At 67.8% G+C, this 24,657-nt stretch carries 20 protein-coding genes and 1 tRNA gene; 11 read left to right on the top strand and 10 right to left on the bottom strand.

What is annotated here, in order from left to right:
* Nucleotides 1-277 precede the first annotated feature (277 nt).
* On the bottom strand, nucleotides 278-3,187 hold the full coding sequence (locus tag AB0B25_RS19905; protein ID WP_357181349.1) for an AAA family ATPase: 2,910 nt from the start codon (nucleotides 3,185-3,187) through the stop codon (nucleotides 278-280).
* 350 nt (nucleotides 3,188-3,537) lie between these two features.
* Here AB0B25_RS19905 and AB0B25_RS19900 point away from each other — a divergent pair, with 350 nt between their 5' ends.
* The 5 genes from AB0B25_RS19900 (at nucleotide 3,538) to AB0B25_RS19880 (ending at nucleotide 8,519) form a co-directional block, all read left to right on the top strand.
* Nucleotides 3,538-4,629 carry a hypothetical protein gene (locus tag AB0B25_RS19900; RefSeq protein WP_357181347.1) on the top strand — a complete coding sequence of 364 codons (1,092 nt, stop codon included), beginning with the start codon at nucleotides 3,538-3,540 and terminating at the stop codon, nucleotides 4,627-4,629.
* A 63-nt stretch (nucleotides 4,630-4,692) separates the two neighbouring features.
* Nucleotides 4,693-5,745, top strand: coding sequence for an amidohydrolase family protein (locus tag AB0B25_RS19895; protein ID WP_357181344.1), 1,053 nt, complete (start codon nucleotides 4,693-4,695; stop codon nucleotides 5,743-5,745).
* A gap of 9 nt (nucleotides 5,746-5,754) precedes the next feature.
* Nucleotides 5,755-6,993, top strand: a complete 1,239-nt coding sequence (locus tag AB0B25_RS19890; protein WP_357181342.1) for an MFS transporter — start codon at nucleotides 5,755-5,757, stop codon at nucleotides 6,991-6,993.
* A gap of 123 nt (nucleotides 6,994-7,116) precedes the next feature.
* Nucleotides 7,117-7,707, top strand: a complete 591-nt coding sequence (locus tag AB0B25_RS19885; protein ID WP_357181340.1) for a hypothetical protein — start codon at nucleotides 7,117-7,119, stop codon at nucleotides 7,705-7,707.
* Nucleotides 7,708-7,826: 119 nt separating this feature from the next.
* The gene (locus AB0B25_RS19880; RefSeq protein WP_357181337.1) at nucleotides 7,827-8,519 is read left to right on the top strand and encodes a TMEM175 family protein; all 693 of its coding nucleotides are present in this window, start codon (nucleotides 7,827-7,829) and stop codon (nucleotides 8,517-8,519) included.
* A 97-nt stretch (nucleotides 8,520-8,616) separates the two neighbouring features.
* Here AB0B25_RS19880 and AB0B25_RS19875 read toward each other — a convergent pair.
* Both AB0B25_RS19875 and AB0B25_RS19870 read right to left on the bottom strand, forming a co-directional pair.
* Nucleotides 8,617-8,692 (bottom strand) — tRNA-Gly (locus tag AB0B25_RS19875).
* 73 nt (nucleotides 8,693-8,765) lie between these two features.
* Nucleotides 8,766-9,983 (bottom strand): MFS transporter, encoded by a 1,218-nt coding sequence (locus tag AB0B25_RS19870; RefSeq protein ID WP_357181334.1) that lies wholly within the window; start codon nucleotides 9,981-9,983, stop codon nucleotides 8,766-8,768.
* A gap of 93 nt (nucleotides 9,984-10,076) precedes the next feature.
* On the opposite strand from AB0B25_RS19870, the gene AB0B25_RS19865 reads away from it, so the two are divergent.
* Nucleotides 10,077-10,406 (top strand): helix-turn-helix domain-containing protein, encoded by a 330-nt coding sequence (locus tag AB0B25_RS19865; protein ID WP_357181331.1) that lies wholly within the window; start codon nucleotides 10,077-10,079, stop codon nucleotides 10,404-10,406.
* A gap of 42 nt (nucleotides 10,407-10,448) precedes the next feature.
* Here the strand turns inward: AB0B25_RS19865 and AB0B25_RS19860 are convergent, their stop codons facing one another.
* The 5 genes from AB0B25_RS19860 to AB0B25_RS19840 form a co-directional block, all read right to left on the bottom strand.
* A complete protein-coding gene (locus AB0B25_RS19860) occupies nucleotides 10,449-10,865 on the bottom strand; it encodes a hypothetical protein (RefSeq protein WP_357181328.1) in 417 nt (138 codons plus the stop codon).
* A 188-nt stretch (nucleotides 10,866-11,053) separates the two neighbouring features.
* Nucleotides 11,054-12,364: a pitrilysin family protein gene (locus tag AB0B25_RS19855; RefSeq protein ID WP_357181519.1), complete on the bottom strand. Its 1,311-nt coding sequence runs from the start codon at nucleotides 12,362-12,364 to the stop codon at nucleotides 11,054-11,056.
* A gap of 68 nt (nucleotides 12,365-12,432) precedes the next feature.
* A complete protein-coding gene (locus tag AB0B25_RS19850) occupies nucleotides 12,433-14,721 on the bottom strand; it encodes a polyribonucleotide nucleotidyltransferase (RefSeq protein WP_357181326.1) in 2,289 nt (762 codons plus the stop codon).
* A 524-nt stretch (nucleotides 14,722-15,245) separates the two neighbouring features.
* Nucleotides 15,246-15,515, bottom strand: coding sequence for a 30S ribosomal protein S15 (rpsO, locus tag AB0B25_RS19845; RefSeq protein WP_039799352.1), 270 nt, complete (start codon nucleotides 15,513-15,515; stop codon nucleotides 15,246-15,248).
* A 276-nt stretch (nucleotides 15,516-15,791) separates the two neighbouring features.
* Nucleotides 15,792-16,763, bottom strand: a complete 972-nt coding sequence (locus AB0B25_RS19840; RefSeq protein WP_357181323.1) for a bifunctional riboflavin kinase/FAD synthetase — start codon at nucleotides 16,761-16,763, stop codon at nucleotides 15,792-15,794.
* Between the two features lie 390 nt (nucleotides 16,764-17,153).
* Here AB0B25_RS19840 and AB0B25_RS19835 point away from each other — a divergent pair, with 390 nt between their 5' ends.
* The 4 genes from AB0B25_RS19835 to AB0B25_RS19820 all read left to right on the top strand — a co-directional run bounded on the left by AB0B25_RS19835 (nucleotide 17,154) and on the right by AB0B25_RS19820 (nucleotide 20,209).
* A complete protein-coding gene (locus AB0B25_RS19835) occupies nucleotides 17,154-17,636 on the top strand; it encodes a cupin domain-containing protein (protein ID WP_357181516.1) in 483 nt (160 codons plus the stop codon).
* Nucleotide 17,637: 1 nt separating this feature from the next.
* A complete protein-coding gene (locus AB0B25_RS19830) occupies nucleotides 17,638-18,825 on the top strand; it encodes a PLP-dependent aminotransferase family protein (protein ID WP_357181320.1) in 1,188 nt (395 codons plus the stop codon).
* Nucleotides 18,822-19,238, top strand: coding sequence for a hypothetical protein (locus tag AB0B25_RS19825; protein WP_357181318.1), 417 nt, complete (start codon nucleotides 18,822-18,824; stop codon nucleotides 19,236-19,238). Before AB0B25_RS19830 ends, AB0B25_RS19825 begins: the two co-directional genes overlap by 4 nt.
* A gap of 302 nt (nucleotides 19,239-19,540) precedes the next feature.
* Nucleotides 19,541-20,209 carry a metal-dependent transcriptional regulator gene (locus AB0B25_RS19820; protein WP_357181513.1) on the top strand — a complete coding sequence of 223 codons (669 nt, stop codon included), beginning with the start codon at nucleotides 19,541-19,543 and terminating at the stop codon, nucleotides 20,207-20,209.
* A gap of 430 nt (nucleotides 20,210-20,639) precedes the next feature.
* Here the strand turns inward: AB0B25_RS19820 and AB0B25_RS19815 are convergent, their stop codons facing one another.
* Nucleotides 20,640-21,725, bottom strand: coding sequence for a tartrate dehydrogenase (locus AB0B25_RS19815; protein WP_357181511.1), 1,086 nt, complete (start codon nucleotides 21,723-21,725; stop codon nucleotides 20,640-20,642).
* 73 nt (nucleotides 21,726-21,798) lie between these two features.
* On the bottom strand, nucleotides 21,799-23,271 hold the full coding sequence (locus AB0B25_RS19810) for an NAD-dependent succinate-semialdehyde dehydrogenase (RefSeq protein WP_357181315.1): 1,473 nt from the start codon (nucleotides 23,269-23,271) through the stop codon (nucleotides 21,799-21,801).
* A 136-nt stretch (nucleotides 23,272-23,407) separates the two neighbouring features.
* Here AB0B25_RS19810 and AB0B25_RS19805 point away from each other — a divergent pair, with 136 nt between their 5' ends.
* Nucleotides 23,408-24,649, top strand: a complete 1,242-nt coding sequence (locus AB0B25_RS19805) for an aminotransferase class III-fold pyridoxal phosphate-dependent enzyme (RefSeq protein ID WP_357181312.1) — start codon at nucleotides 23,408-23,410, stop codon at nucleotides 24,647-24,649.
* The last annotated feature ends 8 nt before the right edge of the window (nucleotides 24,650-24,657 follow it).

Raw genomic sequence — 24,657 nt, 5'->3', positions numbered from 1 at the left:
ACACCGGGCCGTACCGGTTCGGTCGCGGCATCGAAGCAGGACGGTCGACCTCGGATTCCATATCGGCGGAACGGATTCTCGCGGGACGGGATCGCTCGGTGAGACCCGGGCAGTCGCGACCGGCGAGGATTCCCGACGGCCCCGAGTCGGCCACGCCGCCGCGGCGCGCCGCCCGCGCAACGGGCAGTGCGCGACCGATGAGCGTCGGATCACCGAACCCTTCGGCAGCACGTCCTGATGGTGCGGCCACGCGGTTCGAATCCAGGTGGACCACACGTCACGTGCCACGCCGGATCCGGTCGCTGGCCGCGAGGGCGGCGAGTTCCGCCCGCGACGAGACGCCGAGTTTGGTATACAGGCGCGTGAGATGGGCCTCCACGGTCTTCTCGCTCAGGTAGAGCTCCTGGGAGATCTGGCGGTTGGTGCGGCCGAGGACGACCCGGTTGACGATCTCGAATTGCCGCTCGGTCAGATCACCGAGCCGAACCGTCGTCGCGGCGGACCGGCTGCGCGGTCCGGCGGTCTGTCGCTCGCCGACCCTGCGCAGCGCCAGGCGCGCGCGTTCGGCGAGACGTTCGGCGCCGCACAGCTCGAATGCCGCCAGCGCCGTGTCGAATTCGGTCTTCGCCGCGGCCACGTCCTGGAAATCGGCGAGGGCGTGACCGAACAGCAGCCGCGCCCGAGCGCTTTCCACCGGTGTACCACTGACTTCGTACTCCGCGACGGCCTGCTCCGCGGTAGCGACCGCCGCCCGTACTTCCTCGCGGGCCAGCTGCACATTGGCGCGGCAGTACCGCGCGTCACCGATTCGCATGTGCATCGAGGGCATGCCGTGGACGATCGACTCGACCTGTCGCGTCGTCTCCTCTGCCGCGTCGACCCGTCCGAGAGCAAGCTCGGCATCGACCAGAAACCGGTAGAAGTAGGGCATGAGGGTCGGGTAGATCGTCGTGAGAGCGTCACCGGCGGCGACCTTGATGATTTCCTGACGCCCGCGGCGGTAGCGGCCCGCGTCGATCAGCGCGCTACCGTAGACCAGTGGGGCGTGCCAGGCGAACAGGGCATTCGGCATCTGGGCGGTGACACGCATACTGAGGGCCCCGGACGCCAGGGATTCCGTGGTGCGGCCCAACTGCGAGAGCACCCAGCAGCGCGTCGCCTCGGTCAACGCGACGATCGGCGAATTGTCCAACAGGAGTGCGGTTTCCGCGGCAGCCGCCGCGGCGGACAAACCGGTGTCGAGGCGCCCCTGCATCATGAAGGCCAACGCGCGCAGGTGCTGAAGCTCGACCAGGTACCGGCCGTGTCCGGTATCGCGGCACAATCGGATGCCGCGCTCGGCATGCGCCACCGCGTTCGCCCACCGCTCGAAGGACACTTCGGCGTACACGACGTTGGTGAGCCCGTCCAGCAAAGCGGGCGCGACCTCGGTGTCATTGAGGGTGTCCAGCGCCGAGGTCGCCTCGTCCAGGTACCCGAGCCCGTCGACCAGCGATTGTCCGCCATGCAGGGTACCCATGTATGCGCTCGCCGCTGTCGCGACGAGATACAGCCGCGGGTCGTCACGGACACTCGCCGACTGCTGTACCTCCCTGGTGACCAGGGTGGCCTCCTGCCAATTGCGCATCATCAGGTGATTCTTGGCCAATTCCAGCCGAAGGCCGGCGGCCTCGAGACTGCCCGGCGCGGTCAACGCCAACGCCGCGGTCAACACCCGGCGCCCCTCTGTAGCGTTGCCGATCCCCTGTTCGGTCAGAGCGATCCTCGCCATGACCCGCACCCGGTCGTCTGCCTCGTCCGGCGGGATGAGTTCCAGTGCCCTGCGGAGCACTTGGCTGCATTCACCCAGGTGGCCGGTCACGCTCAGCACATCGACCAGCGCCATGGACAACGCCAGCCGCTGCTGCGTCGGTGCGTCGTCGGGCAGCAGCCGCAACGCCGCACGGAACCACCGCGCGGCAGCGACCGGCGCGCGCGGCGCCGCGGCCACCCCCGCCTCGTTCAGCAACGCGATGCTCTGCTCATCTCCGACCTCACCACAGTGTTCGAGATGGTGCGCGCGCACGGACAACGCGGCGCCGCGCAGGGCCAACGCCGCGGCGGCCCGGCGATGCGCGCGCCGCCGCCAGCCGTATCCGGTGCGCTGGTAGATGGCTCGGCGCACGATGGGATGCCGGAACGCCAGCCGCCCAGGCACTCCGGTCTCGTTCACCAGTCCGGTGCGCACCAATTCATCAGTGGCGTCATGGGACTGGGCCTCGGTCAGTTCGGCGACCTCGACGGCCAGGTCGAGATCGAACAATCCGCCGGACACTGCCGCCGACTGCAGCAGCAGCCGTGAATTCGGTGACAGTGCGTGGACCTCCTGCTCCAGCGCGGCCTGAATCACGGGCGGCGCCCCCGAAGGATCGTCGGGAGCGTAAGCGCCGCCGAGCAGGATTCCACCCGGCCGACGCCGGGCACGGGCGAGCTCTTGGAGGTAGAACGGATTGCCGCCGCACTCGCGATGCAAATAGCTCAACTCGGCGGGGTCGAGATGGTCCCCAGGTAGTAGTTCGGCGGCCTCCTCCAACGAGAGCGGTCCGACTTCCAGCGTGATCAGGCTTCCGTCGTAAGCGGCGTCGGCCAGCACCGAGGCATGGGTGTCCGGCAACTGGGTGGAGCGGTGGGCCAGCACCAACGCCAGCCCCGACACGCGGTGGCGCAGGAGATGCGCGATCACCTCCACGGAGGCGTGGTCGACCCAGTGGACATCGTCGAGCACCAGCAGCACCGGGCGCCGCGCCGCCAGCTGGTGCAAGGCCATCCGGATGGCACGGTGGCAGCGATACCGCTCGATCTGCAGCGAAGTCGCCAGCGGAGATGCCAACGCGCTCAGCGACGGAAGCAGCCGCCCCAGTTCCGCGAGCCCGTCCGCGCCGATTGCCTTCATCTCCGATCGGCGCAGCGCACCGAGCGGCTGGTCGAGGGCGTCGATCACCACCGCGTAGGGAATATCCCATTCCAGCTCGGTACCTCGCCCTTGGAGCACCTGCACACCGAGGGCTTCGGCCTGCGTCGTCACCTCACGCAGCAGCCGTGTCTTGCCGATGCCCGGTTCGCCCGTCACCGAGATCGCCGTGGTCGCTCCCTCCCGCGCGTCGCCGAGTGCCTCGAGCAGGATGCGCAGCTGCGCCGCGCGGCCCACCAGTGGTCCTGCATCTCGTCCCGGCGATACCACCGACACGTCACCTCCGGCCGATCAACAGCCCGTTTCACCGATCTTTACGGGCTCTGCCGCTGGATCCTAGTCAGGCCGAATGCCGTTGCGCACCGCGATATTCGCAGCGGTGGGACTAGATGTAGGGGTCTCCCTACTAACGGCGGGTGGTCGAAGAGTCCGATTCTGGCGATGCCGTGTTGCCGACTCATCCCTCGGGACATCCGGCACTCGGTCGAACAGAGATTGGACGAAACAGATCCGTGAATACGCCCGCGATACATCCCAGACTGTCGGTCCCGGTCGTAGCGGTGCCGCCACGCGAGGTGTCCCACGACATGTTGGTCACGACTGTGCAGCAACAGTATGAGGGAGTCTTCCCCGCGGGCAGTCCGCTCGCGCTCGCGGCGGAGCGAGCAATCGGCATGGCGGGGCGGCTCGCCATCGACGTGCACCCCCTGCATCTGACTACCGACGAGATCGTGGCCGTGCACGGCCTCGCCGCCCGCAACGCGGCCGCGTGGGATGCATTCCACGCGTATGCCGTGCCTGCCGCACGGGCGGCACTGCGGTCCGCCGGTCTGTCCGCCCTCGATGTGGACCTGGTCATCCTCGAGACGTCTACGCTGATCGCGATGCCCTCACCGGTCACCGCGCTGGCGCGAGCGCTGGGGCTTCGCGCGAGCTGCGCGGCGATGCCGGTGTTCGGAATGGGCTGCCGAGGCGGGGCGCACGCGATCACCATGGCCCAGACGTGGCTGCGCGCATATCCGCGCGACACCGTCCTGATCGTCACTGCCGATGTCGCCTCGCCGCATTTCCACGTCGAGCGGGACGTGGACGACGTCACGCTGGTGGGCAGCATCGTGTCCAGCACGCTGTTCTCGGACGCTGCCGCGGCGGCCGTCGTCTCCTGTTCGCTCGACGAGGGCATCGAACTGCTCGAGGTGACGCGATACGAGGTGCCGGGCACCCCGGATTCGATCGCGTGGGTCGCGACCGACGAAGGGCTGCGATTCCGGCTGACCACCGATGCGGTGCGGTCCATTCCGGCGCTGGGGCCGACCATGCGGGCTCTACTCGGCAGGCATGGCTGGACCGGCGCCGATCTGGCGATCTGCGCGCTGCACTCCGGCGGAAACACCATCATTCGTGATGCCGCGCAGGCACTCGGTCTCACAGCGCATCAGGTCGCACCCGCCTGGCTATCGCTGACCCGCGGCAATCTCATGTCTTCGGCGGTATTGGACGCGTTATCGCTGATCGCCACCCGCCCCGAACTGCGTCCGGCCTGGGGTGCACCGGTCTTGGGCGCGGGATTCGGTCCAGGGTTCGGCATGGATGCCTTCGTCGGGCGCGCGTTGCTGCCCGACCCCGTGCGCCCGCACGCCCAGCGTGCGGCCAACCCTCGCGACGCGGTCGTCACCTGACCGACGCGGGATCGACCGCACCAACCTGACCCGATGCTGATCGACACCATCGAAAGGACTGCGATGACCTCATCGCCGATCACCGGCCCCCTCGACCGAATCGTCACCATCGAGGAGCACGTTCTCCCCGGTTTTCTCTTCGAGTACGTAGCCGGAGCCCGCGCGAACCTGGACGCCGCCTACTGGGCGCAGGCCGAACACAAACTCCGGGACCTCGGTTACGAGCGGCTGGCCGACATGGACGCCCATGGCGTGCGGATGCAGGTTCTGTCACCGACAGCCCCCGGCATCCAGGTCGAACCCGATGCGGCGAAAGCCACCGGATTGGCGGCCCGCACGAACGACTTGATCGCGACAGTGGCGGCCTCGGCGCCGGATCGTTTCGCGGGATTCGCCACCGTCGCGCTGCAGGACCCGGCGAGTGCGGTCCGTGAACTGCGTCGCGCGGTACTCGAGCTCGGCCTGGTCGGAGTGCTGGTCAACGGCCACACCTGCGGGTCCTACCTCGACGAACCGCAGTACGCGGACTTCCTGGCCGCCGTCGCGGAACTGGGCGTTCCGCTGTACCTGCATCCCGCGAACTCCCCGGACGCCTGCGCCTGGACGGCGGGGCATCCGGAGCTGCGCGGACCACTGTACGGATGGGGCGTGGAGACCGCGGCGCATTTCCTGCGGTTGCTGTTCTCCGGCGTCTTCGATCGCACCCCGACCGACGGGCTCACGGTGATACTCGGCCATGCGGGCGAAGGGCTGCTGTCGGCGCCGTCGCGGTTGGACTCCCGCTGGCGGGTCGCCAATGCCGATCGGCACGGATATCGCCTCGACCACCCGCCCTCGCACTACCTGCGCACCAACCTGTTCGTCACTACGTCCGGAGTCACCGACCCGGTGGCATTCTGGGCCGCCGTCTGCGGGATCGGACCGTCGAGAGTGGGCGTGGCCCTGGACTACCCGATGGAGGACATGGGTCCGCAACTGGCCGCGCTGCGCGGCCGATGGCGGATCGATGCGCTGGGGGTCGGCGCCGACGACGAACTCATCGAGGACGTCGCCTGGCGCAACGTCAGCCGACTACTCGGCCTGCCACTGGATCGCCCGCAGCCAGCCACGATCTGAGGCAGCAGGGTGACAGATACATCAGCGGCGGCACCCGGTACGGCGCCGGCGAATTCGCGCCATGCGGCCTGGGCGCCGATCGCGATCGCGATCGCCGCCGCGGGATTCAGCCTGCGCCCGCCGATCACCAGCATCGGGGCGGCGCTCGGGTTCGTACCGGACTCGACCGGCGTCGACCCGACTGTCGTCGGATGGATCGTGACGGTCCCGCTGTGGTGCTATGCGGCGGGCGGGATCCTGACGCCACGGCTTGCCGCACGGTGGGGCTTGGTCCACACCGTGGCCGGCGCGCTGGCGATCATGGCGATCGGCCAGGTCGTGCGAGTAGCGGGCGGCGCAGGACTGCTGCTGGCCGGCACCACTGTCACGGCCTTGGCCACCGCGGTGGTGGCGACTCTGCTTCCGGTCATCGCCGGTCGCTCCGGCGCCGGGTTGACGCGGCTGACCGCGATCTACGCCCCTGCCATCGGAATCGGTAGCGCCGCAGGGGCATTCTTGACCGCGCCGGTCAGCGCCGCCACCTCGTGGCGGTGGGGTCTCGGGGTGTGGGCGCCGCTGTGCGCACTGGCGCTCGTTGTCTGGCTTCCCGCGCGACGACAATCCATCGACGCGATCCCCTACCCGAAGACCGTTGCCGTGCAGCGCACTTCCGTACCGTGGGGCCGGGTGCTGAGCCGTTGGCAGCCGTGGTTGCTGGCAGTTCTGTTCGCCGCGTGGGCCGTCACCGCGTTCGGTGTCACGAGCTGGTTGCCCTCGATCTATCAGACTGCGGGTGTCGACCGCGCCCAGGCCGGGATGCTGCTCGGAATCGCTGCCGCCGCGGGCATTCCGGTCGCCATGTTGTTACCTGGCATGCTGCGTCGCTCGCGCCCCCGCCTGCCGATCGCCTTCGCTACCGCGATACCGGCCGCCGGGCTCGTCGGCCTGTGGTGGATGCCGACCACACTCTCTTGGTTGTGGGCAGTCGCCGTGGGCGTCGGGCTCGGATCGCTGTCCTTGGTGCTCACCCTGGTGCCCCTGAGCGCGCCCGAACCGGAATGGGTTACCACGATCTCCGCCGTGACCCATGGTCTGGGCTATGCCCTGGCCGGAGGTGGTGTCGCCGCGCTGAGCGCATTGCATGTGCACATCGGCGACTGGGGTGCGATCCTGTGGTTGCTGCTGGCGATGTACGCCGTCCAGGCCGCGGCCGGCGTGGCGGTACTCGGAAGCAGGCTGCGCCCGGCCACGCCCGCGCGGGCATCCTGAGCGCGGGCCGAGGGACCTTGTCTCACCTTCGGTGACGGCGTCGGGCCGGCACGGCGAAGACCTGAGGGTTGTCGGTCGGTGCTGTCAGTATGAACAGCGCTACGGAGGAGGTATTCGACGACCATGGGTGACTACTTCGAACGAATCGTCGACATCGAGGTGACCGCTGCGGAGGCGGACGCGCTGGCAGCGCGGATGTTGGAATGGATGTTCTCCCGCCGGCTGCTCTCGCGGGAGATGTCCGGCGACGCGATGTACAGCCTCGAGGTGGACAAAGGCTATGTGCCGGGACCCGACTGGCCGCAGATAACCGAGGATTGGGGCGAGTGGATTCCCGGCCCGGTAGCCGTCATCGTCGGGCGTGCCGACCACTTCGGTGGGCAGGGCGCGATCGAGCCGGATTCCGCCGTGTGCCCGCACTGCCACGCGAAGACCGTGATCATCGACTACCCGCAGCGGTGGGAGGCCGATCCCGCGGTCTGGCAGCCCTTCCGGGACGCCATCGACGAGTGGAAACAGACGGGTGTCGGGGCGGTCGCCTGCCACTGCTGTGGGGATGTCGTTCCCGTCACCGAGTGGCACTGGCCGTCCGGGTTCGCGCTCGGCGCGCTCGCCTTCGACTTCTGGGGCTGGCCACCACTCACCGACAGCTTCCGCACCGAGTTCGCCGCACACCTGCGACACCGCATCGATCATCAGACCGGCAAGTTCTGACGCGACGCGACGCGGCCGGCGCTCGGCCGCTACGCCGCACGCGATATCAGTGGTTGCGACCGCCGACGACCTGCGTTCAGCTCCATGATCTGCGATGTTCGGTACCGCACACTAAGACGATGACCGAATCCGTTGATGAGCCGCGAAGGTCGACGCCGTTCGGCACGCGGCGCGACCCCGCGCGAGTCGCCGCGTTCAGCGACGCGGTCACCGCCATCGCCGTCACTCTGCTGGTCCTGGAGATCCACGTACCGGAAGACACCCAGGACCTGCTGCACGGCCTGGCCCTGCTCTGGCCGTCCTACCTGGCTTACGTCGTCACATTCCTGTTGATCGGGCAGATCTGGGCCAATCACCACGTCATGTTCGATCACATCCGCCGGGTCGATCGAGTGGTGCTGTTCTTGAACACCGTGCTCCTCATGGATATCGCGTTCCTGCCGTTCGCCGCCTCGGTGTTGGCCAAGGCCTTCCACGATGGGCACGGGCAGCGCACTGCCGTCGTGTTCCACGGCCTCACCTTCGAACTGGCGGCCATCCTGTTCAACGCGATCTGGGAGTATGCGCGTCGAGATCACCGGCTGCTCGCCGCCACGATTGATTCTGCTGGCGTGCGAGCCATCAGTTGGCGATTCCGGCTCGCCCTCGCCTGGATAGCCGGCGGAATCCTGCTGGGTCTCCTGCTTCCCGCGCTGGGACTCGCCGTGATCGCCGCGTTCATGTCGTTCTATTGGCTGCCGATCCCGGGCGAGATCGGCAGGGCGGAGCGACAGCGCGGCGGTGACGGTCCGAGCACGAAGACGAAAGGTTGACAGCGGCGGTATGGAACGGCAACGCCGTCGGCTGCCCGATCGTTCGGAGGAAATGAGCCCGGGTCCGGGGCGAACACGCGCCTGGACCAGCTGTTCGTGGAGCGGATGACGGGATTCGAACCCGCGACCCTCACCTTGGCAAGGTGATGCGCTACCAGCTGCGCTACATCCGCATTCGCATCGCGATGGTGCCGTGATGCGAGACAGAACATTAGCGGATGGTGCGGAGGAAAAGCCAATCGCCGCTCATGCCGCCGGGCGAACCAACTCTCGGTTGCGCAACAGCCCGAGTCCTGCGGCAGACAGGCAGGCCAGGGCGACGAGCCCGACGAACCAGGGGAAGACGGTGTTCAGACCCCACGTGGTGGCCGCCCAGCCGGCCAGAATGGCGGGCAGGGCCATGGCCGAGTACGCCAACAGGTAGTACGCCGACATCGTTTCGCCGCGCTTGTGGTGCGGCACCACCTCGGACAGGTGGCGCAGCGACCCGCCGAAGCCGAGTCCGAATGTCGCTCCGAGCGCGACACCGGCGGCGAGTACGGCGATCCAGTTGTGGGTAGCCAGCGCAGGTACCGTCAGCAGCAGCGCCAGCGCCATGCCGGTATCGCCGATGATCGCGGCCCGGCGGGCGGGCACCCCGGTCGCGAACAGCTGGGCGACGGCGCCGGAGAGCGCGGTCGAGGCGACGACCGCGCCGCCGAAGACCAGATTGTGGATGCCGGTCTGCTGCGCGGCCAGCGAGGGATACAGCGACAGCAGCACGCCGAGGACCGACCAGGCCGCCATCACGCCGATCGCCGAGAACCAGAAGTCGCCGCGGATCTCGTGCGGCACGGCAGGTTTCGCGATTCGGATGCGGCCCGCCGCCCGCGTCGCGTGCGGTTCGCGCAGCGCCAGCACCCCGGCGCCGATCGCGAGGCAGACGACGGTGATCACGACGTAGGGCGTGCGCAGCGGATGCGGCGCGTACTGCGCCAGCAGCGACGAGCCGAGAACCGCGACCGCCAGGCCGACATTGAATGCGACGCCGCTGAGCTGCCCGGATCGGGCGCCGCGGTGCGGACGCAGATCCAGCAGCGCGGCGGCGCCCGCGACCACGGTCGAGCCGACCGCGACGCCGTGCAGGGCACGGGCCAGCAGCAGCATCAGCACACTGTCGGCGAGCACGAACACGATCAGCCCCGCGACCATCGTCGCGAAGGCGACGAGCAGGACCGGCTTGCGGCCGACTATGTCGGAGATGCGCCCGGTTACCAGCACCGCGCCCAGCGCGGCGAACGCATATGCGGCGAACACGATCGTCGTCGTGAGCGCTGAGATGTGCCATTGCTGCTGGTAAATGCCGTACAGCGGGGCCGGCGCACCCGACACCCCGAGTGCCACGCCAGACGCCACCAGCACCAAGGCGTATGCCCAGGGCTGCGCGGTCGGCTTGTCTGCAGCCACCACGACTGTTGCTGCCATCAGAACTCCGATCAGGTAAGTTTGATGATGATCGAACAGCGACTGACCCTACAGCCAGTACGATGATCATCAAACCTGGGAGTGAACTTTATCATGGCCAACGCTGAACAAGCAGCGGATGAAGCGCCACCGGTGGCCTCGCTGTCCACCGTGCTCGGCGCCCTACAGGACCCGGTGCGCCTGGAGATGGTGCGTCGGCTCAGCAACGCGGAAACGGCGGTCCGCTGCAGTGCGCTCTACGATGTGATCAACAAATCGACCGCTACCCATCACTTCAGGATCCTGCGCGATGCCGGCGTCATCGAACGCCTGATCGTCGATGGTCAGACCTGCCAGCGCCTACGTGCCCAGGAACTCGAATCGGCCCTACCCGGGTTGGTGCCCACGATCGTCGAAGCCGCCAACCGGGCCAAGCACGACTGATTCGGCGGCATTCGCCACCACGCTGCTGTGCGCCCGCTACGCTCAGCAGCTGTCGAACCGCCACTGCCCGTCGATGAACGTCCAGGTCGTCGGCTTGGGATCGTCCTCGCTCGCTCGGGCGTCGAAGTGTGTCATCGTCACTGTCCCAGTAGATCCAGACGTGCTGACGGTGACCTCCGACGGCTTGGTCGTCAGGTCTCTGCCGTCGTAACGCTGCGCCATGGACGCCACGAAATCGTCCTGGTTCAGCGTGAGCTTGCAGCGCGCGGAGCGAACCTGATACGCGGCCGCGTAATCGTGACTCGCCAACGCGGCCACCAGCTTCGAGGCTTCGCCGCGCAGCGCGGCGGGGGTCGGTCCGGCCGCGCTGTCGACGTTCCCCTCGCCGCACGCGGACAGCAGGAGAACCGGCATCGAGACAGCGCCGAGCACACGAAGGGCACGATGGGTTCGGTTCATCTCGACTCCTTGCCATAGATCGCCGGATCCGATACCCGGCCAATCGAGTTCAGCGTTACCCGACGCGAATTCCACCCGCGGGTCGGCCGAAACAGTATCGCGGCGCCGGAATTTCACCAAGCCGCCGCGTCACGCGACACCGAAGATCCCGGGCTCGACCAATCTGATCCCGCCGCACCGTGGCAGGATCAGCTGGGCACCAGGCGACGGACCGCGGCAGGCAGATCCCTGGTGCGCTTGTACGGCCCGGCTACCGAGGCGGCCATGGGCCGCGACAGCAGCGTGCGCGCGATCGCGGACACCTCGTCGGTAGTGACCGCGTCGATGCGGGAGAGCGTTTCGGACACGCTGCGGTGGTTTCCGTAACTGAGTTCGCTGCGTCCGATCCGGTTCATCCGCGAGGCGGAGTCCTCCAGACCGAGCACCAGACCGCCGCGCAGCGAACCCTTGGCCCGAGCACACTCGGCGTCGGTGATGCCGTGGGCGGCCACCTCCTCCAATACGCCGCGCGCCAGCGCCGCCACCTCGCCGAGGTTTTCCGGCTGGCAGCCGATGTAGACCGAGAACGCGCCGGTGTCGGCGAAGGTATCGACGCTGGAATACACCGAGTACGCCAATCCGCGCTCTTCCCGAATCCGTTGGAACAAACGGGAACTCAGCCCGCCGCCCACTGCCGTGTTGAGCACCGACAGCGGCCACCGCCGCTGCCCCTCGTGTCGTCCGAAGGCCCGCACGCCGAAGGCCAAGTGCGCCTGCTCACTGTCGCGGTAACTGCGGTTCAGCTGTGGCGCACCCTGCGGGCGGAACCGGCCCTCCCGCCGCGGCGCGGGTGTCGCCGAAAGGTCGAGCCGGTTCCCGAAAGCACGGTGCACCAACTCCACCGTGTGCTCGTGTTCGACGTTCCCGGCGACCGCGACCACCATCCGGTTCGGCCGGTAGCGCCGCAGATGGAACGATCGCAGCTGCGCCGCCTGCATGGCCTCGATGGATTCGATGGAGCCGATCACCGGGCGCCCGATCGGATGGTCGCCGAACAGCGCGGTCAGGAACGCGTCGCCGACCAGGTCTTCCGGATCATCGTCGCGCATGGCGATCTCTTCGAGCACCACCTGACGCTCGACATCGACGTCCACGGACCGGCACAGACCGTTGAGCACCACATCGGAGACCATGTCGACCGCCAGCGGCAGGTCATCGTCGAGCACATGCGCGTAGTAGCAGGTCTGCTCCTTGGCAGTGAACGCGTTGAGCTCACCGCCGACCGCGTCCATCGCCTCGGCGATATCCAGTGCCGTTCGGGTGGGCGTCGCCTTGAACAACAGGTGCTCCAGGAAATGCGCGGCACCTGCGACCGTCGGACCCTCGTCACGGGACCCGACACCCACCCAGACGCCGATCGAGGCCGAACGCACCCCGGGCAGGTGCTCGGTGACCACACGCAACCCGCCGGGTAGGACGGTGCGCCGCACTCCGGTGTCGGCGTCCGTCCGCAACTCCAGTGACGAACCCCCCCGCCCGTTGCTGAGCAGAGGGGTTGTCGTCGTCTTTTTCGTCACAGAGGCAAGTACTACTCGGTCCCGGCGACGTCCGCATCGACAGCGTCATCGGCGGGCTCTTCGGCGTTCTCGTCCACCGGCACCAGCGAGATCTTGCCGCGGTTGTCGATATCGGCGATCTCGACGCGCAGCTTGTCGCCCACGTTCACCACGTCCTCGACCTTGGCGACGCGCTTGCCGTTACCCAGCTTGGAGATATGCACCAGGCCGTCGCGACCGGGCAGCAGCGAAACGAACGCACCGAAGGCGGTGGTCTTGACGACCGTGCCGAGGAAGCGTTCGCCGACCTTCGGCAGTTGTGGGTTGGCGATGGCATTGATCGCGTCGATCGCGGCCTGCGCCGACGGGCCGTCGGTCGCGCCGACGAACACGGTGCCGTCGTCCTCGATGGAGATATTGGCACCGGTGTCCTCGGTGATCTGGTTGATCACCTTGCCCTTGGGGCCGATCACCTCACCGATCTTGTCCACCGGGATCTTGATCGCGGTGACGCGCGGCGCGTACGGGCTCATCTCATCCGGGGTGGCGATGGCCTCGGCCATCACGTCCAGGATGGTGGTACGCGCGTCCCGCGCCTGGCTCAGCGCCCCGGCCAGCACCTGCGAGGGGATGCCGTCCAACTTCGTGTCCAGTTGGAGCGCGGTCACGAATTCGGGGGTGCCCGCGACCTTGAAGTCCATGTCGCCGAACGCGTCCTCGGCGCCGAGGATGTCGGTCAGCGCGACGTAGCGGACCTCCTCCTCGCCCTGGTCGTTGGTGATGGTGTCCGACACCAGGCCCATGGCGATACCGGCGACCGGCGCCTTCAACGGCACACCGGCGTTCAGCAGCGACAAGGTGGAGGCACACACCGAACCCATCGAGGTGGAGCCATTCGAGCCCAGCGCCTCGGAGACCTGGCGGATGGCGTACGGGAACTCCTCCTGGCTCGGCAACACCGGGATCAGCGCCCGCTCGGCCAGTGCGCCATGGCCGATCTCGCGGCGCTTGGGCGAGCCGACGCGGCCGGTCTCACCGGTGGAGAACGGCGGGAAGTTGTAGTGGTGCATGTAGCGCTTGCTGGTCTCCGGGCCGAGCGAGTCGACCTGCTGGGCCATCTTCACCATGTCGAGGGTGGTAACGCCCATGATCTGGGTCTCACCACGCTCGAACAACGCCGAGCCGTGTGCCCTCGGCACCACCGCGACCTCGGCGGACAGCGCGCGGATGTCGGCGAGGCCGCGACCGTCGATCCGGAAGCCATCGGTCAGAATCCGCTGGCGCACCAGCTTCTTGGTGACCGAGCGGAATGCCGCGCCCAGTTCCTTCTCCCGACCGGCGAAGTCGTCGCCGAGCCGGTCGAGCACGGAGAGCTTGACCTCGTCGATCTTCGCCTCGCGCTCCTGCTTGTCCGCGATGCTGAGCGCCTCGCCCAGTTCACGCTTGGCGGTGCCTTCGACCGCCTCGTACACGTCGGCCTCATACGGCGGGAAGAGCGGGAACTCGCCGGTCGGCTTGGCCGCCAGTTCGGCAAGATCCTGTTGTGCCTTGCACAGGCGGGCGATGAACGGCTTGGCCGCCTCGAGCCCCTCGGCCACGACCGCCTCGGTCGGCGCCTGCGCGCCGCCGTCGATGAGCTCGAGCACCTTGTCGGTGGCCTCGGCCTCGACCATCATGATGGCGACGTCACCGGACTCGACCACGCGGCCCGCGACCACCATGTCGAACACGGCGCCCTCGAGCTGCTCCACGGTCGGGAACGCGACCCATTGGGACGCGGCCCCGTTCTGGATCAGCGCGACACGCACGCCGCCAACCGGGCCGGAGAACGGCAGTCCGGCGATCTGGGTGGACGCGGACGCGGCGTTGATCGCGACCACGTCGTAGAGGTCGTTCGGGTCGAGGCTCAGCACGGTGACCACGACCTGGATCTCGTTGCGCAGGCCGTCGACGAACGAGGGGCGCAGCGGACGGTCGATCAGACGGCAGGTCAGAATCGCGTCGGTCGAGGGGCGGCCCTCCCGGCGGAAGAACGAGCCGGGGATGCGGCCCGCGGCGTACATCCGCTCTTCGACGTCGACCGTCAGCGGGAAGAAGTCGAACTGGTCCTTGGGGTGCTTGCCCGCGGTGGTGGCCGACAGCAGCATGGTCTCGTCGTCCAGGTAGGCGACGACCGAACCGGCGGCCTGGCGGGCCAGCCGTCCGGTCTCGAAGCGAACAGTCCGGGTGCCGAAGCTGCCGTTATCGATCAGCGCGACGGATTCGAACACGCCTGGTTCGACCTCGACGGCCGAGGTCCTACGTTCAGTTGTTTCGGTCATTCTCTTCTCTCAACCTCTCGTCTTCGCCGGCTCGAGCGCGTGTGGGCGCGATCCGGCTGTCGTCAGCCATACCAGGTACGGGCGCGCGGCAACCCTCTGGCTGCGACGCGCGCACCCGGCCGAATCCCCGTGGATGCGGCGACGCGGAGGCGGTCATCGATCGAAGCCCGACGGCGCGAACTCGCTGCCGAAAGGCCACTACCGAAGACCGACGCCACGCGGGCGGGTGCATACGGCTATCCACTGTTGTCGTGCGACGGGGCGAACCCACCCCTCATACACAAAGAGCCAACGAGAAGAGTGTACGTCTCCCCGTTGGCCGAGCTATCGACCGCCTCCGAAGTCGTGAGTCGAGCACATCACGCTCATTTCTCCCGCGACCGTCAGTACGCGAGGCTGTCGTTCGCGGCTCGCCTCGCGGGGCGAGCGGCCCTCGCCCCGCGACGGGGTCGCAGGAGGCGAGGGCCGCTCGCCGGAATGCCATCAGGAGGCCGCGAACACACCGCGCCCAGGCGCGGTCGACGTCACCGACGCAGACCGAGGCGCTCGATCAGCGAACGGTAGCGGTTGATGTCGTTGTCCTGCAGGTACTTCGACAGCCGCTTGCGGCGACCGATCAGCGCCATCAGACCGTGGCGGGTGTGGTGGTCGTGCTTGTGCTTCTTCAGGTGCTCGGTGATGTCGGCGATCCGCTTGGACAGCAGCGCGATCTGCGCCTCCGGCGAACCGGTGTCCTTCTCGTGCAGGCCGTACTCGGCGAGAATCGCCGACTTCTGCTCGGTGGTCAACGCCATGTGGCATCCACTCCTCTATCTCAGTTCCGCGCTCGAATATCCGGTTACCCGGTGTGGGCGCCGCCGCGGACCGCAGCAAACCCGAGGGTCCACCCTACCCGACCGGGCTGTTCCCGCCGAATCACGGGACGGGCCGCCCGAACCGCGGGTCGGCGACCAGGACGGCGACGGGCCGGCGCCTCCGCATGGGCACCTCTGCCATGGGCCCTGCCCGCCACCACGCGACACGCCGAGCAGCTCGACCACGAGGCGCTCGACATCGGAACGTCCTGACGCTCACCGACCGTCGACAGCGGTCAGAGTCTTGCGCGCGGTCTCCACGTCGCGGCCCATGGTCTCGACGAGTTCGTCGACCGAGTCGAACTTGCGCTGGCCGCGCAGGTGTTCGACGAAATCGACCGCGACATGCTGCCCGTAGAGATCCGCCTCGCCGTCGAGGACGTACGCCTCGACCGTGCGGGCACGGCCGGAGAAGGTCGGGTTGGTGCCCACCGAGATGGCGGCCATGGCCGGCTCGCCCGGGGTGACGGTGCCGATGGTCGGGCCGGGGCCGAGCACGGTGAACCAGCCCGCGTACACGCCGTCGGCCGGGATCGCGGCATGCATCGGTGGCGCGACGTTCGCGGTCGGAAAGCCGAGTTGACGGCCGCGGCCGTCACCGCGCACCACCACGCCCTCGACGCGATGCGGGCGACCGAGCGCCTCGGCGGCGGCCGCCATGTCGCCGGCGTCGACGCACGCGCGAATGTAGGTGGAGGAGAACGTCACCGCGTGTTCGGCGAGCAGCTTCACACCGTCGACTTCGAAACCGAAGCGCTGGCCGAGCTCGCGCATGGTCGCGACAGTGCCGGCGGCCTTCTTGCCGAAGGTGAAGTTGTCGCCGATGACAACCTCGACCACGTGCAATCGTTCGACCAGCAGATCATGAACGTAGCGCGCGGGGGTCAGCTTCATGAATTCCTGGGTGAAGGGCATCACGCAGAACACGTCGACACCCAGTTCCTCGGCCAGTTCGGCCCGGCGGGTGAGGGTGGTCAACTGAGCAGGATGAGAGCCGGGGCGCACCACTTCCATCGGGTGCGGATCGAAGGTCATCAGCGCTGCGGGCACGCCGCGCGCGGCAGCGGATTTCACGGCGCGGCTGATCAGTTGCGCGTGGCCGCGGTGCACACCGTCGAACACGCCGATCGTGAGGACACAACGCCCCCAGTCCGCGGGCACATCGTCGAGGCTTCGCCATCTCTGCACAGCCGCAGCCTACGCAAATCAGGTGACGAACAGTATTCAGGCATGCCGATGGCACAGCATAACGCTGCGCGCTCGCTCCGAGCCGACCCGAGGTCACCCCGGAGCGTGTCGTCGGTACCGGGCTCCGGTCCGGAGAAGGCCGACGACACACCGCACACGTGATCGGCCCCGTGTCGGAAGAGGTACGCACGGCTACCGCACAACGTCGCGGTTCGCGACATCACCTGATCGGCAGCTACTCCCTCGCGCCGCCGACGCGCGTGTTTTCTCGGCGCAGACACGAAATATTCCGGATCTATGCACGAAAGTACGCACGCAGCCGCTGATTTTCGCGATCCGACCGTTCGTCTCGCGTCAGCGACAGCGATGGTCTACCGTCCAGTCCTGTTGGTGACCGAAGTACCTTGGAGTACCCCCATGAAAAGCGCAGTCAAACAGGTGCGTGTGATCGGACCATCCGATTCGACAGAAACACTAGGACGCCAACGACAACGCCTGATCCCCTGCATCACACAAGAAACCTGTGGTGCGTCCGGGATCTCGGCGGGCATGGTCAACATGGCTCCCGGCGCGATGTCGAAGGCGCATTACCACGCACACAGCGAGATCATTGTCATCTGCCTGCGTGGTACGGCGGTTAGCCTGATCGGGCCGGAATTGACGCCCTACTTTCACGGCCCGGGCCAGTTCATCTATATCCCGGAGGGTGTCATCCATGTGGCGGTGAACCTCGACGAGACCGAAGATCTCGCGGCGGTGGAGATGCGGACCGATCCCCTGTTCAACGACGACGTCGTACTCACTCCGGAATATGACGCCCGGGTACCCGACGTCGTGGCCGAGCTTCGGCGACAGCACCTGATCGGTTCGTGAGATGGCGCTCGTCAAAACCAGCCGCGGCGCGGCCGCGGTGACCAGCGGGCCGATCGACGACATCTTCGCGACCCTCGCACGACGCCCCGAGGTCGTCTCGTTCGCGGTCGGGGCGCCCGACCCGACGCTGTTGCCCGGCGACCTCGTCTCGGCGTTGTCCCACGACGTCCTCGCCAAGTACGGAAGCGCCGTGCTCCAGTACGGCATGACGAAGGGATTCGCGCCACTCCTCGAGCAGGCGCGAAATCTTTTGAGCAACCGCCATATTCAATGCTCCCCCGATAGGCTGCATATCTCGACCGGCGGTTCCGGAGCATTGCACAACGTGTGTTCGGCACTGCTGGACCCCCAGGACGTCGTTCTGGTGGAGACACCGACCTACGGCCCGGCCGTGAAGGTCTTCCGTAGCCACGGGGCGACCGTCATCGCGGTGCCGTCCGATGATTTCGGAATCGTGCCGGAAGCACTCGACGAAGCCCTGGCCCGATATGACGCCACCTTCGTGTATCTGCTCCCGACCTTCCAGAATCCGACCGGACGAACGATGTCGATCGACCGGCGAACACAGATAGCCGATATCGTCGTCCGCCGCGGCGCGCTGCTGGTCGAGGACGACGTTTATACCGATCTACGGTATCGCGGCGTGTCGCCGCCTGCGCTCTATTCCTTCGCGCCGGACAACTCGATCTACATCACGTCGCTGTCGAAAACCCTTGCGCCGGCTATCCGCGTCGGAATTACCGCCATGCGTCCCGATCTGCTGAAGAATGTGCTCGCCCTGAAGCAGGGCATCGATATGCAGACGTCGACCTACTGTCAGGCGATCGCCGCCGAGTTTCTCGGTAGCGCGGCCGGAGCTACGCACCTCACCCACGTCATCGATACCTACTCGGCCAAATTGGACACCTTGGTCGACGCCCTCGGGCGGCGCCTCCCACCCGGCTTCCAGTGGATCGTGCCCGAGGGGGGAATGTTCCTGTGGATCGAGTGCCCACCAGGTTTCGACGCCGACGCGCTTCTGGACACAGCGCTGCGGCACGGCGTCGCTTTCCTGCCGGGGAGCGTCTTCTACTCCGACAACGAGACCGACCACCGCAACACGATGCGGTTGAGTTTCGCCAACGTGCCACACGACGATATCGACCGCGGCATAGAACTGTTGGCCGCCGTCTGCGCGGAGGCAGCATGACCGATCGACATCCGATCCTCGGCACCTGGGAGGTCATCGCCCACGGAGCCCCGTTCGGTTACCACGTGATGCAGTTCCACCCCGGCGGCACTGTGCTGCAGTCGAATCCGGACGGTGGTAATCCCGCCACGAGTGACAGCAACGGCATGGGCACCTGGCGCGCCGACGGCCGGAGCGTCATCGGCGCGTTCCTGGAATTCGTCGTCGATCGCGCCGATCCCACCGTGGTGCGGAAAGGGATCGTCGCCTTCGAACTCGAGGTGACCGGCGACCGATTGTCCGGATCGGCCACCGCGACGTTCTACGACCTCACCGGTCGGCCGGTGGACAGCCCGTCCACCGCGCAGCTGACCGGAAGTCGATTCGACGGCGTTGCCGAGGCGCGGCGCTACCTGGGTAATCGCACGGGGTAGGCGGAGGTCACACGCTCGGCGGTGCGGCCCCTCGGGTACAGAGCCGCTAAACCACGGCCCGCCGACGCCGACCGCGCGCGAAGCGCAGCGGCCGTCCGATCCGCCGACGCGGCGGATCGGACGGCTGTCTGCGCTCGACCGGCCGACACCGTGTCGCGGACGTGCGCCACCGTGTCGGGGATGTGTGTATCGGGACGCATGTGCCTAAGCTCGGGTATGTGCCCGGTAAACGAGATATCGCGACCCGACGCGAGTTGTCCGACGCCCCCGCGCCAAGCGAACCACGCGGCGCTACCGCGACGATCGCGCCTGTGCTCTCGTCGGTCGCCCAGGACTATCTGAAGGTCATCTGGACCGCACAGGAGTGGTCACAGGAGAAGGTGTCGACCAAGTTACTCGCCGAGCGGATCGGCGTGTCCGCGTCGACCGTCTCCGAGGCGGTGCGCAAGCTCGCCGACCAGGGTTTGGTGGAGCATGCGCGCTATGGCGCGATCACGCTCACCGCGGCGGGTCGTCGCGCCGCCGTCGCCATGGTGCGCAGGCATCGGCTGATCGAGACGTTCCTGGTCAACGAACTCGGCTACGGATGGGACGAAGTGCACGACGAGGCCGAGGTGCTCGAGCACGCGGTCTCCGAACTGCTGATGGCCCGCATCGACGCCAAACTCGGCTATCCCGACCGCGATCCACACGGCGACCCGATTCCGTCGGTGGACGGCGCGGTGCCCACCCCGCCCGCGCGCCAGCTCAGCGACTTCGACGCGGGCGAATCCGGCCGCGTCGCCCGCATCTCGGACGCCGATCCGGACATGCTGCGTTACTTCGACTCCGTCGGTATCGCCCTGGACACCACCATCACGGTCGTCGAACGCCGCGACTTCGCGGGCACCATCGCCATTCGCATCGGCGCCGCCGAATCACCGACCGACCTCGGTCGTCCCGCCGCGGACGCCATCTGGCTCACTGCCTGACCGTCCGGACGGATCTCTCGCGAGCCGGCCGCGGCGTGCGGCGCGGTTTCCGCCGAGGACGTCTCGAACTACGACAAGACCTGCTCGGCTGGTTTCGCGCGCATGACGAGCGACGTCTCCGGCCGGTCCGCGCCTGTCGTCTCAGCGGATTGCTTCGGCAACTGCCGTCGCCGAGGCGCCACGCGAAGCGATCGGCGGGGGTCAGGAAGTGTCGCGGTACGACGGCACCGCGCTGCCGCTCCTCGCACAGGTGACAAACACATCTTCGCCCATCACGACGCCGCCTGCTCCCAGCAACACCTGGACCAGCGCACCGTAGCGCGGTACGGAGCGTCCGCGTGCTCGCGATCTACCGGGTACCGCCGGTCCGGGGCTCGGAGCTGGTCGAGACCGGTGATCGGGTGTACCGCAACGACTTCCGGCACCTCGGTCAGCGCGGATCGACTCCGGCGGGTCGCCGTGCCAGTTCAGCGGCGCGGGCGGCGATCGCCGCGCCGAGGTCGGCGGTGGTGGCGGTTCCACCGAGGTCAGGAGTGAGCGTCTCGCCGGTGGCCAGGACATCGCATACCGCTCGGTCGACCGCGGCCGCCGCGGTGGCTTCGCCGAGATGATCGAGCAGCATGGCACCCGCCAAGATCTGCGCGACCGGATTCGCGATGCCCTGACCGGCGATATCCGGCGCGCTACCGTGCACGGCCTCGAACATCGACGGGGCGATGCGATCGGGATTGATATTGCCCGAGGGTGCGAGCCCGAGTCCCCCGGTGACGGCGGCGGCAAGATCGGAGAGTATGTCGCCGAACAGGTTCGAGCCGACGATCACGTCGAGCCGGTCCGGGTGCAACACCAGTTCGGCGGCCAGCGCGTCGACATGCATCTGACGGGTGCTCACCTGGGGGTATTCCACCGCGATCCGCTCGAAGACGCTGTCCCAGTACGGCATCGAGTGGATGATCCCGTTCGACTTCGTCGCCGAACACAACTGCCCGGACCGTTCGGCGGCACGCTCGAACGCGTAGCGAATGATCCGTTCGCACCCGGTCCGGGTGAACACCGACTCCTGGAGCACGAACTCGTCGGGACGGCCCTCGTTGTGGATGCCGCCGATCCGGGAGTACTCGCCCTCGGAATTCTCCCGCACGATGAGAATGTCCAGGTCGGCGGCGGTCCGGTCGCGCAGCGCCGACTGGGTGCCGGGCAGCAGTCGCACCGGACGCAGGTTGACGTACTGGCCGAAGGCGCGGCGCAGCGGGATCAGCAGGCCCCACAGCGAAACATGGTCGGCCACACCGGGAAAGCCGACCGCGCCGAGCAAGATCGCATCGAACCCCGCGAGTTGCTCCGCACCGTCCTGCGGCATCATCGCGCCGGTACGCAGGTAGTTCTCACACGACCACTCGAATTCGGTCCATTCCAGCCCGGGCAGCACGGCGTCGAGCACCCTCACCGCCTCCGCGGTGACGTCGACGCCGATGCCGTCGCCCGGGATGGTGGCGATGCGGTATCCGCTCACGATGATGCCTCGCTGACGCGGGGTTCGGTCGTGCGCGAGTGCGCGCTGTGTCCTCGGTTCACGCGCTGACGCTCCTTCACAGTCGTACTCCGATGTACTTGGTCTCCAGGAACTCGTCGATTCCGGTCAGGCCGCCTTCGCGGCCGAGCCCGGATTCCTTGACGCCACCGAACGGCGCGGCCGGATTCGACACCACACCCTGGTTGAGTCCCACCATGCCGGTCTCCAACGCTTCGCACACCCGCAAGCCACGCCGAAGGTTTTCGGTGAACACGTAGCTCACCAATCCGTACGGGGTGTCGTTGGCGCGCGTGACCGCTTCCTCCTCGGTGTCGAAAACACCGATCGCCGCGACGGGACCGAAGATCTCGGTGTGGCACATTTCGGCATCGTCGGGCACGTCGACCAGCACGGTCGCGGGGTAGAAGTTTCCCGGTCCGTCCAGCGGGGCTCCGCCGGTCAGCACCTCGGCACCGCGGGCGCGGGCGTCGTCGACCAGGCCCCGCACCTTCGTCACGGCATCGGCGTCGATGAGCGGGCCGACGACCACGTTCGGTTCGGTGCCGCGGCCTACCGGTAGCGCCGCCATCCGATCGGCCAGGCGACGGGAGAAATCACCGGCGACGGAGCGCTGGACCAGGATCCGGTTGGCGGCCGTGCACGCCTGGCCGATATTGCGCATCTTCGCCGCGAGCGCTCCCTCGACCGCCTCGTCGAGGTCGGCGTCCTCGAACACCAGCAGCGGGGCGTTCCCGCCGAGTTCCATCGAGGTGCGCATGACCGTCTGCGCACACTGTGCGAGCAGCTGTTTGCCGACCGCGGTCGAGCCGGTGAACGACAGTTTGCGTGAGCGGTCGTCCAGGATGAGCGGCGTCATCACTGCCGCGGGGTCGGCGGTCGTGACAACGTTGACCACCCCGGCGGGCAACCCGGCCGCGGCCATCACCTCGGCCAGGGCGAGCATCGAAAGCGGGGTCTGCTCAGCGGGTTTCACCACACAGGTGCAGCCGGCGGCAAGCGCGGGCGCGATCTTGCGCGCACCCATGGCCATCGGGAAGTTCCACGGTGTGATGAGCAGGCTCGGACCGACCGGCTGCCTGGTCACCAGAAAACGTCCGCCGCCCGTCGGCGCCGGCATGTATCCGCCGTCCAACCGCACGGCCTCCTCGGCGAACCAGCGAAAGAACTCGGCCGCGTAGGCGATCTCGCCGCGGGCCTCGGCCAACGGCTTGCCCATCTCCAATGTCGCGATCAATCCGAGCCGGTCGACGTCGTCCAACAGCGCGCGGTGCACGCGCATGAGCAGGTCGCTGCGCTCCCGCGGCGGGGTGCGGGCCCACTCCGCCTGCGCCGCGTCCGCCGCATCGAGCGCCGCCGAGCCGTCTTCCGGGCCGGCATCGGCCACCTCGCAGAGCAGGTGACCGGTCGCCGGATCGACGACCGGCAGGGACCGCTCGGTCTCCCGCCATCGGCCGCCGATGAACAGCCCTCTCGGCACCGTATCGATCGCGACCCGCTCCGCTGCGCTCAGCGCGGTCTCGGTGAGCATCGTTGAGGGCTCCTTTCATCCCCGCGCAGCGCTCGGCCATTGCTGCGACCCGTGCGGCCATGTTATGCATATTGTCGACAATCCGACAATAGACAATCTTCAGACGCACGCCCCTCGCACACGAAGGCGGATCACCATGACCGAGCTATCGCCCGTCCTGAAACAAGCCACCCCGGTGATCGTCGACCATGGCGCCGGGTGCTATCTCTACGGCACCGACGGACGCCGGTATCTGGACTTCACCGCCGGAATCGGGGTGACCAGCACCGGCCATTGTCACCCGCACGTCGTCGCGGCGGCGCAAGCCCAGGTCGCGTCACTGATCCACGGCCAGTACACAACAGTGATGCACAAGCCGCTACTGGAATTGACCGAGCGGCTCGGCGCGGTGCTGCCCGAGGGGCTGGACGCGCTGTTCTTCGCCAACTCCGGCAGCGAAGCGGTCGAGGCGGCGCTGCGGCTGGCCCGGCAGGCCACCGGGCGGCCGAACGTCGTCGTCTTCCACGGCGGATTTCACGGCCGCACCGTCGCCGCCGCGACCATGACCACCTCCGGCACCCGGTTCTCGGCGGGCTTCAGCCCGCTCATGTCGGGTGTGCATGTCGCGCCCTTCCCCACCGCGTTCCGGTACGGCTGGAGCGAGGAGGAGGCCACCGCCTTCGCGCTGCGCGAACTCGACTACCTGTTCGCCACGCTCACCTCACCCGCGGAGACCGCGGCGTTCGTCGTCGAGCCGATGCTCGGCGAGGGTGGTTACATCCCGGGCAACACGGCGTTCTTCCGGGGACTGCGCGACCGCGCGGACCGGCACGGCATCCTGCTGATCTTCGACGAGATCCAGACCGGATTCGGGCGCACCGGAAAATTCTTCGGACATCAGCACTTCGGCGTGCGCCCCGACGTGATCACCATCGCCAAGGGACTCGCCAGCGGATTCCCGCTCTCGGGCATCGCGGCCTCGCGCGAGCTCATGGCTCGGGCATGGCCGGGCTCGCAAGGCGGCACCTACGGTGGCAACGCGGTGGCCTGTGCGGCGGCAATCGCCACGCTCGAGGTCATCGAATCCGAAGGGCTGGTGGAGAACGCCGCCGCCCGCGGCACGCAACTGCTGCGCGGCCTGCGCGAGAACGCCACCAAGGCGATCGGTGACGTGCGCGGCCTCGGTCTGCTCGCGGGAGCCGAATTCACCACGCCCACCGGCGAACCCGATCCGGATACCGCCGCGGCAGCCCAGCGCGCCGCCGTGGCGAAGGGACTGCTGCTGCTCACCTGCGGCGCCCACTCGAACGTGGTGCGGATGATTCCGCCGCTGATCGTGACCGATACGCAGATCGAGGACGCACTCGCGATCTGGTCGGAAGTCCTCGCCGAGCTGTAGCGCTTTCC

Source organism: Nocardia sp. NPDC049190 (genome assembly GCF_040648115.1).
Lineage (GTDB): Bacteria > Actinomycetota > Actinomycetes > Mycobacteriales > Mycobacteriaceae > Nocardia.
Note: the sequence above shows the minus strand (reverse complement) of the source record. Positions and strands in the feature narration are given on the sequence as shown.

Excerpts from the sequence above, each read along its gene's own strand:
- AB0B25_RS19825 (WP_357181318.1), top strand. The coding sequence starts at position 18,822 with ATGACCGATCGACATCCGATCCTCGGCACCTGGGAGGTCATCGCCCAC.
- AB0B25_RS19865 (WP_357181331.1), top strand. The coding sequence starts at position 10,077 with ATGGCCAACGCTGAACAAGCAGCGGATGAAGCGCCACCGGTGGCCTCG.
- AB0B25_RS19850 (WP_357181326.1), bottom strand. The coding sequence starts at position 14,721 with ATGACCGAAACAACTGAACGTAGGACCTCGGCCGTCGAGGTCGAACCA.
- AB0B25_RS19810 (WP_357181315.1), bottom strand. The coding sequence starts at position 23,271 with ATGCTCACCGAGACCGCGCTGAGCGCAGCGGAGCGGGTCGCGATCGAT.
- AB0B25_RS19805 (WP_357181312.1), top strand. The coding sequence starts at position 23,408 with ATGACCGAGCTATCGCCCGTCCTGAAACAAGCCACCCCGGTGATCGTC.
- rpsO (WP_039799352.1), bottom strand. The coding sequence starts at position 15,515 with ATGGCGTTGACCACCGAGCAGAAGTCGGCGATTCTCGCCGAGTACGGC.
- AB0B25_RS19900 (WP_357181347.1), top strand. The coding sequence starts at position 3,538 with ATGTTGGTCACGACTGTGCAGCAACAGTATGAGGGAGTCTTCCCCGCG.
- AB0B25_RS19830 (WP_357181320.1), top strand. The coding sequence starts at position 17,638 with ATGGCGCTCGTCAAAACCAGCCGCGGCGCGGCCGCGGTGACCAGCGGG.
- AB0B25_RS19870 (WP_357181334.1), bottom strand. The coding sequence starts at position 9,983 with ATGGCAGCAACAGTCGTGGTGGCTGCAGACAAGCCGACCGCGCAGCCC.
- AB0B25_RS19895 (WP_357181344.1), top strand. The coding sequence starts at position 4,693 with ATGACCTCATCGCCGATCACCGGCCCCCTCGACCGAATCGTCACCATC.
- AB0B25_RS19880 (WP_357181337.1), top strand. The coding sequence starts at position 7,827 with ATGACCGAATCCGTTGATGAGCCGCGAAGGTCGACGCCGTTCGGCACG.
- AB0B25_RS19860 (WP_357181328.1), bottom strand. The coding sequence starts at position 10,865 with ATGAACCGAACCCATCGTGCCCTTCGTGTGCTCGGCGCTGTCTCGATG.
- AB0B25_RS19885 (WP_357181340.1), top strand. The coding sequence starts at position 7,117 with ATGGGTGACTACTTCGAACGAATCGTCGACATCGAGGTGACCGCTGCG.